General features: G+C 38.0%; 7 protein-coding genes and 1 pseudogene. 5 read left to right on the top strand and 3 right to left on the bottom strand.

All coding sequences use genetic code 11. The features are described from left to right. Nucleotides 1-299 precede the first annotated feature (299 nt). From FNZ60_RS02905 to FNZ60_RS02885, 5 genes are all read left to right on the top strand, one after another. Nucleotides 300-1208, top strand: a complete 909-nt coding sequence (locus FNZ60_RS02905; protein ID WP_142416219.1) for a metal ABC transporter substrate-binding protein — start codon at nucleotides 300-302, stop codon at nucleotides 1206-1208. After that, the gene (locus FNZ60_RS02900) at nucleotides 1205-2035 is read left to right on the top strand and encodes a manganese/iron ABC transporter ATP-binding protein (RefSeq protein ID WP_142416218.1); all 831 of its coding nucleotides are present in this window, start codon (nucleotides 1205-1207) and stop codon (nucleotides 2033-2035) included. The genes FNZ60_RS02905 and FNZ60_RS02900 overlap by 4 nt, the downstream gene beginning before the upstream one ends. Then, the gene (locus FNZ60_RS02895; protein ID WP_142416217.1) at nucleotides 2032-2898 is read left to right on the top strand and encodes a metal ABC transporter permease; all 867 of its coding nucleotides are present in this window, start codon (nucleotides 2032-2034) and stop codon (nucleotides 2896-2898) included. Before FNZ60_RS02900 ends, FNZ60_RS02895 begins: the two co-directional genes overlap by 4 nt. After that, entirely contained in the window at nucleotides 2895-3800 is a 906-nt protein-coding gene (locus tag FNZ60_RS02890; protein WP_142416216.1) for a metal ABC transporter permease, read from the top strand. Before FNZ60_RS02895 ends, FNZ60_RS02890 begins: the two co-directional genes overlap by 4 nt. 389 nt (nucleotides 3801-4189) lie before the next feature. Continuing rightward, entirely contained in the window at nucleotides 4190-4576 is a 387-nt protein-coding gene (locus FNZ60_RS02885) for a YbaN family protein (RefSeq protein WP_142416215.1), read from the top strand. Between the two features lie 370 nt (nucleotides 4577-4946). On the opposite strand, the pseudogene FNZ60_RS02880 reads toward FNZ60_RS02885, so the two are convergent. The 3 genes and pseudogenes from FNZ60_RS02880 to FNZ60_RS02865 all read right to left on the bottom strand — a co-directional run. Next, nucleotides 4947-5225, bottom strand: a pseudogene (locus FNZ60_RS02880) (integrase arm-type DNA-binding domain-containing protein); the annotation flags it as partial. Nucleotides 5226-6811: 1586 nt separating this feature from the next. Continuing rightward, a complete protein-coding gene (gene pncB, locus FNZ60_RS02870) occupies nucleotides 6812-8116 on the bottom strand; it encodes a nicotinate phosphoribosyltransferase (RefSeq protein WP_142416214.1) in 1305 nt (434 codons plus the stop codon). Between the two features lie 129 nt (nucleotides 8117-8245). After that, the gene (locus tag FNZ60_RS02865; RefSeq protein ID WP_142416213.1) at nucleotides 8246-16816 is read right to left on the bottom strand and encodes a glycoside hydrolase family 94 protein; all 8571 of its coding nucleotides are present in this window, start codon (nucleotides 16814-16816) and stop codon (nucleotides 8246-8248) included. Nucleotides 16817-16922 lie beyond the last annotated feature (106 nt).

The following is a 16922-nucleotide window of genomic DNA, read 5'->3' as shown; positions in this document are numbered from 1 at the left end:
TAATCAGCAAAAAAAAGACACAGGCTTTATGAGACAAAAAGTGCCATAAAACATAAGCTTACCAGCAACAAATGAAAAAGATATCTCTGTTTTTATAAAATGTTTTGCGAAATAACAAAGCAATTTTTCTTTAAAATTATACACTTTTTTTCAAGGTGAATTTTCAAGGCGAGAAAGAATTGTTTTTAAAAAACTTGAAAAGTTAATTTTTGTAAAAATCCTTCATTGCAAATGCAAAAGATAACTGTTATTGCTACATGATAATGCAAATCATTCGCAATAAAATAAAGAGAAAATTAATGAATATGAAAAAGATTTTTACTCTAATTCTGGGCAGTTTTATTTTTTTTACTCCCAATTTAGCAGTATGTGCTGGTAAATTTAAGGCTGTTACAACATTCACCATCATTGCTGATATGGCGCGAAATGTAGCCGGTGATGCTGCTGATGTTGAATCGATCACAAAACCAGGTGCTGAGATTCATGAATATCAACCTACCCCTCGCGATCTTATGCGTGCGCAAGGAGCTAACCTTGTGTTGTGGAATGGATTAGAGTTAGAGCTTTGGTTTGAAAAGTTTTTTCAAAACATCAAGGATGTTCCAAGTGTTGTTGTTTCAAAAGGCATTGTACCCATTACAATTGGTGAAGGCCCATTTAGCGGTAAGCCAAATCCTCATGCTTGGATGTCACCAACTGCCGCTTTAATTTATGTTGATAATATACGCGATGCTTTTGTAAAATATGATCCTGAGCATGCTGCTATTTATAAAGAAAATGCTGAAATTTATAAAAAGAAGATTCGTGCAACGATTGATCCAATTAGGTCGGAATTGGCAGCAGTACCTCAAGATAAGCGTTGGCTTGTGACCAGTGAAGGTGCCTTCAGCTATTTAGCACATGATTTTGATCTGAAAGAACTCTATTTATGGCCCATTAATGCTGACCAGCAAGGAACACCACAGCAGGTTAAGCATGTTATTGATATGATTCGCAAACATAATATTCAAGTTATTTTTTCTGAAAGCACAATTTCTCCCGCACCTGCAAAACAAGTCGCAAGAGAAACAGGAGCCAAATACGGTGGTGTTCTCTATGTTGATTCTCTCAGTGAGAAAAATGGTGAGGTTCCCACTTATATTGATTTATTACGTGTCACAAGTGGACGTATTAGCAAAGCCTTATTAGAGGGAGTAAAAAGCCAATGACGAAATCTGGAATATTTGCCGAAGGAGTAACAGTAACTTATCGTAATGGACATACAGCTTTACGCGAAGTAAATTTTGAAAGCCCAAAAGGTTCTATTACGGCATTGGTTGGTGTGAATGGATCTGGTAAATCAACATTGTTTAAAACGATTATGGGGTTTGTACGCCCCTCAAAAGGAAAAATTCGCATATTTGATTTGCCTGTTGATATGGCTTTGAAAAAAAACCTTATTGCTTATGTTCCTCAAAGTGAAGATGTGGATTGGAATTTTCCTGTTCTGGTTGAAGATGTTGTCTTGATGGGACGGTACGGTCATATGAATTTCTTTCGCTATGCCCGTACACAAGATTATGAAGCTGTCCGTATTGCCTTAGAGCGTGTTGATATGTTGCCTTTTGCAAAGCGCCAGATTGGAGAACTTTCTGGTGGACAAAAAAAACGTGTTTTTCTAGCGCGTGCTCTAGCACAAAAAGCAAAAGCTATTTTATTAGATGAGCCGTTTACAGGGGTTGATGTTACCACAGAAGATAAAATCATTGCTTTGTTACAAGATCTTCGTAAAGAAGGAGCAGTAATCTTGGTCTCTACTCACAATTTAGGCTCTGTTCCAGAATTTTGTGACCACACGGTTTTAATAAAAGGAACCGTTTTAGCTTCTGGGTTAACAGAAAAAATCTTTACAAAGGAAAATCTGGAGAAAACTTTTGGAGGATCTTTGCATCACCATCTTTTTAATCTTCAAAGCACAAAAAAAAGTGATGCTTTCATGGGAAGAAAACAATCTACAGTTTGTGATAATGTTGAAAGAGTGGAGCATGTTGCATGATTTCTTGGTTGCTTGAACCACTGAGCTATCAATATATGGTGAATGCAATGTGGGTTTCTGGATTAGTTGGGTGTGTTTGTGCCTTTCTTTCGGCTTTTTTAATGTTAAAAGGTTGGTCATTGATTGGTGATGCGCTGTCTCATTCGATTGTTCCTGGTGTGGCAGGAGCTTACCTTTTAGGGTTACCTTTTTCACTTGGCGCTTTTTTTTCTGGCGGTCTCGCAGCAGCAGCAATGCTGTTTTTTAATCAGCGGACAAAACTGAAAGAAGATACCATTATTGGTCTCATTTTTTCTTCCTTTTTTGCTTTTGGATTATTTCTTAAATCATTAAAACCGATGGCTGTTAATATTGATACGATTGTTTTAGGAAATATTTTAGCGGTTAGTTCATCAGATATTATACAATTAGCTTTCATTGGTTTTTTGTCTTTATTTATACTGCTTTTGAAATGGAAAGATCTCCTCGTTTCTTTATTTGATGAAACACATGCCCATGCCATTGGATTGAACGTAAACTTTTTAAAGATTCTCTTTTTCACATTGCTTGCTGCTTGTACTGTTGCTGCAATGCAAACGGTTGGAGCATTTTTGGTCATTTGTTTGGTTGTGACACCTGGTGCAACAGCTTATCTTTTAAGTGATCGTTTTGTAAATGTTTTGGTTATTGCGGTTATAATTGGAACGTTCACAAGCGTATTAGGTGTTTATGTGAGTTATTTTTTAAATGCGCAAACAGGTGGTGTTGTCGTGCTTTTTCAAGCATTTCTATTTATATTAGCTTTTATTTTTGCTCCTAAACACGGATATATTGCTGCGCGTTTACGTATAAATGCAGCCAAAAAAGGTGTGATGTTATCATGATTGATCAATTACTACTTCCTTTTCAGTTTTCTTTTATGCTGAAAGGCATGCTTATTGTTACAATCCTTTCTATTCCAATGGCAATGCTTTCCTGTTTTCTTATTTTAAAAGGATGGGCGCTGTTAGGCGATGCCATTTCCCATGCTGTTTTTCCAGGTGTTGTTGTTGGTTATATGACAACACCGTGGGTGATAGCATTTTTAACTTCTTTGCCATTTGCTTGGTTCCAGCATATGCGTCCAGAGAATATTACAATGACTTTAATTACTTGCGGCGCTTTTGTTGCCGGTATGGTTTGTGCACTAACAACAGGTTTTTTGGGAAGCAATAGTCGTATCAAACAAGATACAGTAATGGGTGTTGTTTTTTCATCGATGTTTGGTTTGGGACTTGTTTTGGCAACATCTATCTATAGTAGCCTAGATTTAAATCATATTCTATTCGGTAATCTATTGGGCGTTAATTGGCTTGATATTACGCAGACAGCGATCATTTCTGTCATTGTTACTTTTATTCTAGGAGCAAAATGGCGTGATTTTATGCTGTATATTTTTGATTCAGTTCAAGGCCGTGCCATGGGACTGCGAATATCACTGCTCCACTATACTCTTTTAACCATGATTTCTCTCACGATTGTTGCAGCTTTAAAAGCGGTTGGTATTGTTCTCGTTATTTCTTTATTAATAGCACCAGGAGCAATTGCCTATCTTGTCACAAAACGGTTTTCTTTCATGTTGATGATCGCTATATTTGTTGCAGCTTTTTCTGGTTTTTTAGGGATTTATCTCAGCTTATTTATCGGTTCTGATTCTGCTTCCACAATTGTGTTGATCTTGACGTTAATTTTTATCGCTATCTTCATGGCAATTTTCTTTCGTCGAAACACAGTTCAAGAAACTTGAAGGTTTAAAATTCATGCATATCAGCCATGCATTTTTATATATTGTTTCTCATACTTATTTTAATTAGATTCGTGAGTGCTAGGTTATTTTTCCTCCTAATGTCTAGCAAATGAATGCAGTGCATATTCTCCCCCCCTAATGCTGCATTCTTAATTAAGAGGCTGCATCGATTTATTCTGCAGCCTTTTTATTTTTTTAATTTTCCAGAATCTTTTTTTATTTCTTGAAGTCATAAAATAATTATCATATTGCGAAGCTATTTAATATCTTTAAGGAACTTATAACAGCAAAGACGCTTACACATGAAGACGTAGAGAATGTTTGTGCGCCAAACACATCAACAAAAAATAGATGTAACATTTTTGTGTGGAAGAAAATAATACAAGAGAATGAAGAAATATTCCAAAATATCACATCCTTTGCGCATCTGCTACTCTATAGCAGGTTGGATCATGGTTATATTAGGTATTATCGGCGTCGTATTACCTATTATGCCAACTGTGCCTTTTTTATTGGTTGCCTCATGGTGTTTTACGCGTTCTTCCCCACGTTTTCATCAGTGGTTGAATAATCATCATATTTTTGGTCCCCCTCTTAAACGATGGGAAGAAAAAAGAGCTATCTCCCCATTTATTAAAGTTTTTGCAGTAATGAGTATGACGGGGGGATTTTTATCCTTTTTTGTGATGGTGACCCCTCCTTTGTGGATTTCTTTACTCGTTGCTGTTATATTACTGTTAATTGCTATTTACATGGTAACACGTCCATCTTCATAATGACAAAAAAACTTTATAAGATGCTCTTTTTAGCTTTGACTTATTTGTGAGAACTATTTTTCAAGTTTTAGATATAACCTCTCGAGATCTAAGACGCATATGAAATAACAAGCTTTTTAAGAGTAATTGATTAATTGTATGTTTGTGCAATAACTCTTATGAGCCAAGAAAATTATGCACTCCCTCCCTTAAAACTCATAAAAAGTTGCTTTGTAAAAAATGATAAATTACATTTACGAAAAGACTTCATTTTTTTGTAAAGCATATTCATACAAATCTCTATAAACATTTCTATTGAAAACGCATTGATATCGTATTTTGTAACAAGGCATTCCGTTTATTTTCATATCTCTTGATGAGAACATCATACAAAAGCATCTACAGCAATATCTTTTAAATAATAGAGATTGCTTATTGCTTCGCGCTTTTGTTTCTCACGTTCCTTAATGGGATCACGACCCTCACGTAAAATAGAACGACATTGATTTGCACACTCACGGACTTGTTTTAAAGAAACATCTCTCAAAGCGCACCACACCCATTTCATGGCGGCACTCGTGAATGGTATAACGGTAAAGCCCTCTGGAATAATATAAAATCCATTGAGCCCCCCATCTTTACGCGTGATTAGGAGCAAGCCGGCATCATCACACTTGTGCCAGCCTTTAAGTATTGCGGAGCAACCTTTGGGTTTGTAAGACGGTTCATGAAAAGCCATTTTTATTGTACAGTTTCACTCCACACATTCATCCCGCTTTTAACGTGCAAGCGAGTGGTTTTGATTGATCCAACATGAGAGAGATTTGAAATGAGAGAATCTTACAATATTCGGGACTCTCATTCAACATACAAAACAATGAATTATCATTATAAATCAATTCATTTCCTAGATTAAGAAATCCGTCTATTATAGCAATCTTTAATGTTCCCCCTAATTTCTAGCTTAAGGATAAACCATAAAAAACAATAGAGTTTTATTCACATGACTTTATACATCTACATATTCTTATGATGATATACACGTAAATAAATTTTTTAACTTTGCATAAAACTTATTAAAAATAAAATAGGTTGTATTCTCTGTTTTTATGAAACACGTCTTTCATATAAAATAAAAAAAACCTCATGCCTATCGTGTTATTTACGCGCTTATTTTACACAAAACATTTCTCAATGCTTTATACTCATTTCATGAGAGTCCCATACAAAGCGTAGCAGTAGATATCCTGTAGAGTGAAATCTATTTGGTCACCACCATCCTTCCTTTGTAAGATGTGAACCGATTGTCACTATGCTATTTGTCATCCTCAAAGGTTGCCTTGCCAACTGCGAATATTGCAATAGCCTTTTACATTCATAAGAGCTGTTTTATAGTTTTTATCCACACGAAACCATTCCACTTATCGTAACATGCAAAGAGATGATTGTGCTTAATCCAAAAATAGATTAAAAATGAGAAAACTTATAGTTTTTGGCCATCATCACTCAACATGCAAAATAATAGTATCCTGTCCATGCCGTAACAACGTTACTTATAACAATGATATAAAGTATGTAAGTTTCTTTCGCTAAACTTCCTTGACACGGTAAGTTTTTTTTAAGTGCATCATGCATATTTTTAAGTTTTTCTTATCGAACTTTATTTTAAGGATAATATATTGATTTATAATGCTAATTTGGCGTTGTTCATATTGAGTTATAACCCCGAATATCGTAAGATTCTCTCATTTCAAATCTGTTTATCTTTAATCAATCAAAACCATTCGTTTGCACATCATAAACGGGGTGAGTGTATGGAGTGAAACTGTTAAAAAAAGGATTAAAAATGGCTTTTCATGAACCGTCTTACAAGCCCAAGGGTTGCTCCGCAACACTCAAAGGCTGACACAAGTATGTGATGATGCCGGCTTGCTCTTAATCACGTGTAAAGATGGGGGCTCAATGGATTTTATATTATTCCAGGGGGCTTTACCGTTATACTATTCACGAGTGCCGCCATGAAATGGGTGTGGTGCGCTTTGAGAGATACCTCTTTAAAACAAGCCCGTGAGTGTGCAAATCAATGGCGTTCTGTTTTACGCGAAGAAAATCGCATGTGTGGCAAGCCAAAAAAATCCACTCAATAAGAAGCCAAACTATTTACGAAAGCTGCAAGGGTTAAAGAATCCTCGTCCTCAGGAAAATAAACCTTATAAAAAATATGATAAGGCGATAACCCGTTTTAAAGGTCCGCAACTACATTTTTATAGGTCTAGCAACGCGCTTTTTATTACCAAAAAAATTCAAATAACGTTGTACTTCTTTTGAATCGCCGATCGTCTTTTCAGGATTATCTGAAAGTTTTACGGCTGGTCGTCCATTGGCATGGGTCACCTTACAAACAAGAGAAAGAGCATCAATGGTTGCAATTTCTTGAGGAGCACAGCCTGTAAAGTCATTGGTAAGATCCGTGCCCCATCCAAAACCCATGCGCACTTTCCCATGGAAATGATGATAGGTTTTTTCAATTGTATCAACATCAAGTGCGTCAGAAAAAATTAAGAGTTTTTCGCGTGGATCTTTCCCTTTTTCTTTCCACCACTGAATAAGTCGTTCACCACCTTCAATAGGAGGTGCACTATCCGGTCTAAAGCCCGTCCAATCTGCGACCCAATCTGGAGCATCACATAAAAATGCTTCTGTACCAAAGGTATCAGGTAAAACAATCAGAAGATTTCCACCATAATAACGATTCCAATCTTGCAAAACTTGATACGGAGCTCTGCGTAATTCATCATCGTTGTTGCTAAGAGCAGCAATAACCATAGGTAATTCGTGTGCATTGGTTCCAAGAGCTTCTAAATCTGTATCCATGGCAAGAAGGACATTCGACGTTCCCGTAAAAAAAGGACCAATACCTTCTTTTAATGCTTCCACACACCAGCGCTGCCATAAAAAAGAATGGCGGCGTCGTGTACCAAAGTCGGATATTTTAATATCAGACAATTTTCTAAGACGTTCAACTTTACTCCACATTTTTGCTTTAGCCCGCGCATAAAGTACATCAAGAGCAAAACGATCTAATTTTTTCATAGCAGCACGTGAACGTAACTCACTGATAATAGCAAGAGCTGGAATTTCCCACATAGAGCTATAAGCCCACGGACCATGAAAATGAAGAATATATTGGCCATCTTTACGGATTAGTTCATATTCTGGAAGTTGAAAATTCTCAAGCCACTGAAGAAAATCCGGTTCAAAAATTTGTTTGCGTCCATAAAATGTATTACCAGCGAGCCAGATCATTTCTTTTTTTGTAAAGCGCAAACTAAGGGCGTGGTCAAGTTGGGCACGTAATTCACTCTCATCAATATCATCAGCAAGACGTATTGTTTTAGAGCGATTTATAAGAGAAAAAGTAACGTTGACAGTGGGATAAAGCCCCCAAATCATCTGTACCATAAGAAGCTTATAAAAATCCGTATCAAGAAGTGAACGAATAATGGGATCAAGTTTCCAAGTATGATCGTAAACACGTCTAGCAATATCCGGATGATTCATAATCTTTTTCTTTCAATCTCATAAAATCTAAAACATTATGCACCAACACGATCAATATATGCGGTGCAAGGACTATAACAACTCTGCAATTTTTGGCAAGAATAAAAAAACGACACTCTTTTTTCGTCTTTAAGATTTAACAATACGTATAATGTCATGCTGACCTGTTTTTTGTAACTTTATCCCTGTATGAACTTCGGTATATTTTTTGCCATTAACGTGAAGCATATTTTCAGATCCCCATTTGACTTTAATGGAATAAACGGCATCATAAAACTTCATTTCTGCTTCATATTTTGGCCAAACAGAGGGTAAATGTGGCTGTAAAAACAACAGATCTCCCTGACGCTGCATGCCAAGAATGGCTTGTGTTGCCGCACGATAAAACCACCCAGCTGAGCCTGTATACCATGTCCAGCCGCCTTGACCACGGTGTGGTTCAACGGCATAAATATCTGCAACCATCACATAAGGTTCAACACGATAGGTTTCAGGATTTTGTCCGTGGATAATTGGATTAATCATAGAAAATAAAGCATAAGCTTTATCGCTTTCACCCATTTGTGCAAGTGCTAAAATACTCCAAATAGCACCATGGGTATATTGACCACCATTTTCTCGAATACCTGGAGGATAACCTTTTATATAACCAGGTTCGAGCGTTGTTTTATCGAAAGGAGGCCAGAAAAGACGTAGCAGTTTCCCTTTTTCATCATAAAGACGTTCAAACATTGAGGCCATAGCCTGTTTTTGACGCTCCAGTGGTGCCATTTGAGAAATAACAGCCCAAGATTGAGCAATGGTATCAATTTGGCATTCATCATTGATTTGAGAGCCTAGGGGCGTCCCATCATCAAAATAACCACGTCGATACCAAGCACCATCCCAAGCATTTTTTTCTAGGGATTTTTTTAAACGTTCAAAATAGGCACTCCATATTTCAACACGGGTGTTATCACTCCGTTTTTGAGCTAAAGGAATGAATGCTTGTAGTGTGCTCCCAAGAAACCATCCCAACCACGTGCTTTCGCCTTTTCCTTGGCTCCCGATCAAATTCATGCCATCATTCCAATCACCACCTAAAATGAGCGGAAGTCCATGGGGTCCGCAGCGTTTAATGGCAAGATCTAAAGCTAAAGCACAATGTTCATAAACTGTTGCAACCTTTGAAGATTGGGTGGGTTGAAAATAAGCATCCTGTTGTCCACTTTTGAGCATATCTCCTTCAATAAAAGGAATAAGCGTATCAAGAAAGGCATCATCGCCCGTGGTATTGACATAAAGAGCTGTTGCATATGCTAGCCAAACGATATCATCAGAAATGTGCGTGCGGATGCCAGCCTGTGTATCAGGCAACCACCAATGTTGTACATCGCCTTCAAGAAATTGATGTGCAGTGGCATTTAACAACTGTTCACGTGTTAGTTGTGGTTCCAGTAATAATAAAGATAAACTATCTTGTAACTGATCACGGAAGCCAAACGCACCACTGGCTTGGTAAAATCCTGCACGTGCCATGATGCGGCATGCATAAACCTGATAAGGAAGCCAATGATTGACCATAATATCAAAAGAGGGATCAGGTGTTTTTACTTGGAATGGGGAAACAAAATTACGCCAATATTGTTCTTGTTGTGTAAGCAAAGTTTCAAAATCACTTACACGTACTTGATTGAGTAGTTTTTCAGCTTCTTGCCTATTTTCAGCGCTACCAAGATAGAAGATAATTTCTTTTGTTTGCCCTGGTTGAAGATCAATATCATAGGCGAATGCGGAACAAGGATCACATCCTGCTTCAACTGTATTTGAAAGAGCACCAGCTTTACGAATCGCATTTGGGTGCATTACAGTTCCCGTTGCACCAATAAATTCAGCGCGATTGGTTGTGGTGCTTGTAGGCATTTCGGACGCTGATAAGAATGTGACTTGTTGAGACTTTTCAATGTGATAGGGATTTTGAATAAAATGCGCCCCCCATCTGGCTTCATAAGAGGAAACAATAAAGGGGGCATATTTTGTTTGGGTCTTACCCAAAACCCATTCAACATAATTATAAAGGCGTAAACTGCGTGGTTTTTCCCCTTCATTTTTAAGGATAAGACGTGAAAAACGAACAGGTTTCTCTAGGTCAAGTGTATGAGTGAATTCTAATGCAAGTTCTGAATGTGTCGATTTAAAAGTTGAAAATCCAAAACCATGACAAACCTCATAGATCACATTTTCATCACATTCTACAGCAGAAACGGGTGAGAAACGTTTTAAAGACTGACGGTCAACCAGATAAAGAGCTTCACCTGGCCGGTTAGATGTTGGATCATTAGACCAAGGCGTTAATTGATAATCGCGGCTATTGTGAGCCCAAGTAAAGAGTGCACCTTCAGCAGCAACATGAAAACCAAAGTTTTTGTTAGCAATGACGTTAATCCACGGATGCGGTGTGGTGGTGCGTCCATGAAGACGTATGACATAATGATTATGCTGATTAAAACCACCGTAACCATTCCAATATTTTAGATCTTCCCCATTTGTGTGGAAAGAGGATGGTTTTTGGTAGCTAACAAGACCAATGGAAGCAAAAAGATTTTGTTCAGTTTGTGTTGTAACCTGTCTTTCTTCGTTATATTTTGGCGAAGCTAATTGATCATAAGATTCTTGATAATTTTTACGGATTGTGAGATCAAAATCACTCTCATTAAGTCGTTTAAGCTGTTCAGACAAAGAGCCATTTTGTGCATCAAGAACGATGCGCGCTGATGCAAGAAGCGTTTTAAAACTCTGTTCACTTATTTGATCACGTCGAAGCGTAAAAATATGTTGGCGTTCATCTGTTTCTTGCATATGATGTCGATAAGATTCACAGACCCATTCAAGAGCGCGTTGTGTATTTTGTATGTAAGAAAATGTTTGTTCATTGAGAATGACCAAATCAACGATGAGTCCCCGCATACGCCAATATTCGTGTGCTTTAAGAAGCTCACGCAGTACAGTTATATTTCCTTCGTTATTTAACCTAAGAAGACAGATTGGATTGTCTCCTGAAATGGACATAGGCCAAAGATCAGACTGTTTTCCAAGCGTTTTGGCTAATATTTCAGAAGGAAGACGCCATGTTCGATCAAGATAGATAAGTGGTGTTGCATATTTTTGATAGACAATAGCTTCTTTAAGCTGCGTTCCGCTCTGATACAATGCGACTTGTGAACGTGTCCATGCCATTGAAAGTTCTTTTTGAAACATTTCAGATTGCCGATAATGTTTCATATGATTATGCAGCGCTTCTTGTGTATGCGCAGCAAAAGTCCAAAAAACAAGTTCAGCTTTTCCATGGGCTGGAACTTTTATACGGCATCGCAATGACATGATAGGATCAAGAACACAACCTTGACTGTTACTGAAACGAGCGTTTTTATCAAATGCAGCAGGCCGATGAATGGAGCGCCCCCGGCCAATAAATAACGAGCGATCCGTTTCAGCTTCTGTTTCTTGGAGGGTACCTGTTGTACTGGAGACAAAATGAGCAATATAAATTTCGGGATCGTTCGGTGAGCGTTTGCGCCTTTTGGCAAAAATTGTTTTGCCTTCCTCAGCAATTTCCGTCTCTATAAACATCCGTGAAAAAACAGGATGAGCACTATCCATATCCATTGTTGCAAGTGCTAGTTCACCATACGAGGTCACTTCAATGAGACAGTCTTTGTTTGTTGTATTCATCAGTTGAATACGTCTACCTTCACCGCACCCTTCAGATGTAATAAGACATTCAAGTGTTGATTTTATGCCATCAACCATTTTCGTATATTCAGCCTTTTCATCCGTAAAAATGCTGACAGCTTCTTCTTCAATAACGCGTGTTGGTTCACTGGTCACAGACCACCACCGTCCACTATGCGTATCGCGTAGGAAGAATAAAGTGCCTTGTTGATCTTCTGTTACATCAGGAATAAAGCGCGTAATCGCATAATCATGCCAACGGCTATAGCCAGAACCATTCGCTGTTAACATGATAGAATAAAAGCCATGAGATAAAAGCAACGTTGCCCGTGGTTTTAGCAGTGGGTTTGTAATAATGCGTAAAGGGGCAGCATCTAATGCTTGAGACTTATTACGCATGCGATTAATCGCTTTGGTGTGAATCATAGGAATGAGATGAGGTGCTTTTTCCTGTAAAAGCAATTGCGTTGCTTCAACAACAGGATCACGGTGAAAACGATCACGCATTCGCCCTTGAAAAATAACATTGTTAAGGGCAAGGATAGACATACCATGATGGTGCGCATAATAATTGCGTACAACAGCGTATTTTTCCTCTGTCTTCAAGCGTGAAGGGGTAAAGTCGACAGAGTCATAATAGCCATAGGTTCCTAAAGCCCCAAGATTACGGAGGCGTTTTAAATTGATTACAGCGCAAGCAGGTGCATATTGTGCTGCTAGAAGACTGGCATAAGGAGCAATAACAGCATTGCGTGAGAGACCACGTTGAAGTCCGAGGCTTGGAACACCAAAATGAGCGTATTGGTAATTCATTAAATGATCACGCGTGTTAAATGCAGCCTCTGAAATGCCCCATGGCAATTCCCGTGTATGGGCATATTGCATTTGACAACGAATAATCAATCGATTTGTTTGATCTAAAAGAGATCCTAAAGGTTCATGCATCACAAGAGATGGCATAAGATACTCAAACATAGAGCCAGACCATGATAGGAGTGCACCTTTCCAACCTATGGGGACAAGAAGCCGACCAAGATGAAACCAATGTTTAAGTTTTATATCTCCTTTTGCGATGGCAAAAAAGCTTGCAAGCCGTGCTTCTGAAGCGAGTAGATCATAACAATTTTCATCGAGTTTGTTTTCTTGCACACGATATCCAATAGATAAAAGGTGCCGTTTAGGCTGTTCTAAGAAATCAAATTTCATATCAAAGGCTATTTTTCGTGCTGCTATAGCCAATTCATTTAATTTTTTGCATAATTTTTCAGTATCACAATGAGCAGTCATATCGCGATAATGAGCGTTGCAGGTCTCGATAAGGCATTTGGCCCAAGAAAGCGCACGAGCAGATTCTCTTGTTTGAATTTTTTGATTAAGTTCATCGACTAAGTGTTCAATATCATGGGCTGCACGTAAAAGATCCGCGATATAGGAAGAGGAAATATTTTCTTGTTCTATAAAATTACGAACAGAATGATGAAAGTGAGTGATATTTTCTTCGATTCTTTGGCGTAAAGGGTGTAAATTGGGTTGATCATTTGCAATCTCTTGAAAAGTTTCTTCAAGAATAGTATGAACATCCGCTAGACCTTCTCGATCGCTTTTTAAAAAAATATGAGACTTTTCAGCCCATTCACTTAAAGCAGAAGACAGTGTTGCCAAATGACCGGCAAGATTTCCTGAATCAACGGTTGAAACATAAGTGGGCAAAAGAGGTCTAAGTGTATCCGTTTCATACCAATTATAGAGATGACCACGGAACTTTTCCATTTTTGCAAGAGAGCGTAATGTACATTCAATACGGGTGATGGTCTCTTCAAAACCAATCCAGCCAAAATCACGCGCAGCAATAACGGAAAGAAGATAAACACCAATATTGGTAGGAGATGTACGTTGAGCAACAAGAGGTTCAGGATCTTCTTGAAAATTATCGGGAGGTAAATAGTTGTTTTGTTCATTGACAAAGGTTGCATAATAAAGCCATGTCCGCCGTGCAATAGAGCGAAGGTTTTTTTCATCTTTTGCAGAAAGATCAAGGCTATCTTGAAATGTTAAAGGGTGACTCACGGCCCAAGCGATGAAGGGTGAAAAAAACCATGCTATCCCAAAAGGTAAAGCAATAAAGCTTGCAAAACTATCAGAAAAAAGAGGGAGCGCTATGGCAAGGGCACCAACAAGCGATGCTGGTGCCATTATAAAGATATAAAAACTTAAACGATTAGGAGCCGATTTTGTTGCGGCAGAAGTCTTCCATTCAAGAAGGTGCTGTTTTGAAATCATCATACGGTAGAGCGTACGAATAATCGCATCGGTCATAAAATATGCCGAATGAGCCAGAAACGTTGTTTTAAGAAATATATCAGCGCTTGTAAGAGCAGTTTTGTTCCAAATTAATTGAAAATGTCCGCGGAAAGAATAATCTATATTGGACGAGATAAACATTTTTAATACACATAAAATGGGTGCAATGAAGGCGCTAAGCAACAAGAATAGTTGCCAGACGATAGCACTCTTTAATGGCAAAAAAGCCCATCCTGCAAATGCTGCGATTAACCACATCAATGGCGTAAGAGAACGACGCAAATTATCCTGCATTTTCCAACGCGTCACAGAGCTTATTTTACGAGGGAAAAAAAGATAAGGCAAAAGTTGCCAATCACCACGAATCCAGCGATGATAACGCATAACATCAACGTTATAAGCTGTTGGATAATCTTCAATGACTTCTACGCTACTTACAAGAGCCGTACGGGCATAACCTCCTTCTAAGAGATCATGACTGAGAACAGTATTTTCTTTAATTTTACCATCAAGTGCTTGTTCAAATGCATCAATATTATAAAGACCTTTACCAATAAAGGTGCCTTCTCCTAAAAGATCTTGATAGGTATCAGAAACAGCAAAAACATAAGGATCAATACCACGGTTGGTAGAAAAAACCCGTTGGAAAATTGATGTTTTTTTTCCTGTTGTCAGAGAGGGAATAATACGCGGCTGCAAAACGCTATAACCTTTTACAACCGTTCCACTTTGCGGATCGAAAATGGGATAATTGAGTGGATGATTAAGCTTTCCAACAAGTTTTGTGACACTCTGAGGCGTAAGACGTGTATCACAATCCAGTGTCATAATAAAACGGCAATCCATAGGAAGATTTGGATCAGGAGGATAAAAACTCGTCTTTTTATCGCCTCTTAACAGCCGATTGAGTTCATGAAGTTTTCCCCGCTTTCGTTCCCATCCCATCCAACATTTTTCGCTTTTATTATAAAGGCGTCGACGATGTAAAAGGAAAAAAACAGGCAATTCATCACGCTGATAACGACTATTGAGTTTATCAATGCTTCTTTGCGCATAGTGCAACAAATCAAGATCATCTTGTGTTTCTCTCAAGGAAGAGTCCACCCAATCTGTAATGAGTGCAAAATGAATGGCACCTTTAGAATTGCAAAGATAGTGCACTTCAAGATTGCGCACTTGCTCATCAATATCATCGCGTGATGTTATCAAAGTAGGGACAACAACCATTGTACGTGCGTGTCTTGGAATACCTTCTTTATATTCATAACCAATAAGTTGTCTTGAGGGAACAAACCATGAAACAACCATGTTAAAGAAGGAAAAAGCCGCATCCATAGCAGGAAAAAGCGCCAATACAGTAAAGCAAAAGGACATCCATCGTGTCATGCCAGATATTTGTAAAAGGGTGTAAATTGCAAGCAAAAGCGCAAGTGTCAGAAAAAAAACAGGAACGGCAATGACTCTCAGTTTTAAGCAATAAGAAGCACGTGCCCATTTTATGAGAAAAGGCGGATTATACCCACAAGCCTTTTCAAAGACATCCCGACCATCATCAACAAGATACCACCCTATACAGGAAAAATGAGATGTATCTTCAGAAGTGGCATTTGCCATTTCTACGACTTTATGAGCAATTTCCAGCTCGCTAAGAAGCGAAAATCGTGCAATTTTTTCAATGACTTGTCGATAGATACTGCGTGAATGAAAGTCAATTTCAGAAAAATCACTATTTTTACGCAAAATAGAATCCACACAACTCACTGTTTCAAACCATACTGTCCAATCAACATCATCTATCGCTTTAAGAGCACGGATAATATTGCCCATGGTCACACCATCTGCTGCTTGTCGGGTATGTTCATCGGCTGTTGCATTTTCTAAGCTGCTGCCTTGACTTTCTAATTGTTTTTCAAGCCACGTTAATGCTACAGTTGAATCGACAGATGCACTACGCAAGCGATAGAATAAATGCGCTGAAAAAGTTGGATCAGCAATGAAAGGTTTATAGCGCATAAAAAGAGAGTTTAGACTTGTTTTATTTTCTACAAGAGAAATTTTATCAGCCACTTGGCTAGCAAGATGGCGCATATGCCGCGCTTTTTCGATACGCACGGAAAGACGACGCACATTTTCAATGAGCAACATTTTTATGACAGAAGGAAGTGCCCATAATTCACCAATTGTAAGCGAAGAAACTTCTTGAAATCCATTAATCATAGCCGTGAGTGTTTCTTGTGAAAAACGACTATCGGTATGTGCAATATAAAGCCAAGTTAAAGCAAAAATGCGTGGTATTCCTGCTTTTTGAGTAGAAAAAGGAAGTTGCTTTATGAAGGATTTAGGAAGATTACGGCGTAACTGTTGTATTGTTTTATCAATGGTGTAATGATTATCAATAAGCCATTGAGCAGAGGGGGCTATAGTTTCATCGTTTCGAGCAGCAAAATCACTGGTATGAAAGGCATGAAGAATAAGTTTAGAATTTTCATTCAATCTCTTGCGAAAATCTTCTACTCCTTCATATTCAGGGAGTAAAATTTCTTTACCAGAAGCGATATCATGCCCTAGAGTATAAAGATCTTCCTGTACTTTATAAATTGCACGAAGAGGAAAAGCTGTCTTAATAAAATGGTCTTTTTCTTTTTTTTGAGAAAAAAAGCACTTTATGAAAGGTATTGTGCACGCCATAATGTCCCATTGTTATTCAATTATATTGTTTTTTTATTTTAATTGTAAGCATTTTATCTAAATAGTGAACCGTTGATAAACAAAAAAAATTTTTTGTTTTTATTTG

It is taken from the genome of Bartonella massiliensis (assembly GCF_902150025.1).
In the GTDB taxonomy this organism is placed as follows: Bacteria; Pseudomonadota; Alphaproteobacteria; order Rhizobiales; family Rhizobiaceae; genus Bartonella; species Bartonella massiliensis.
This window is presented reverse-complemented; position numbering and strand designations above follow the sequence as displayed.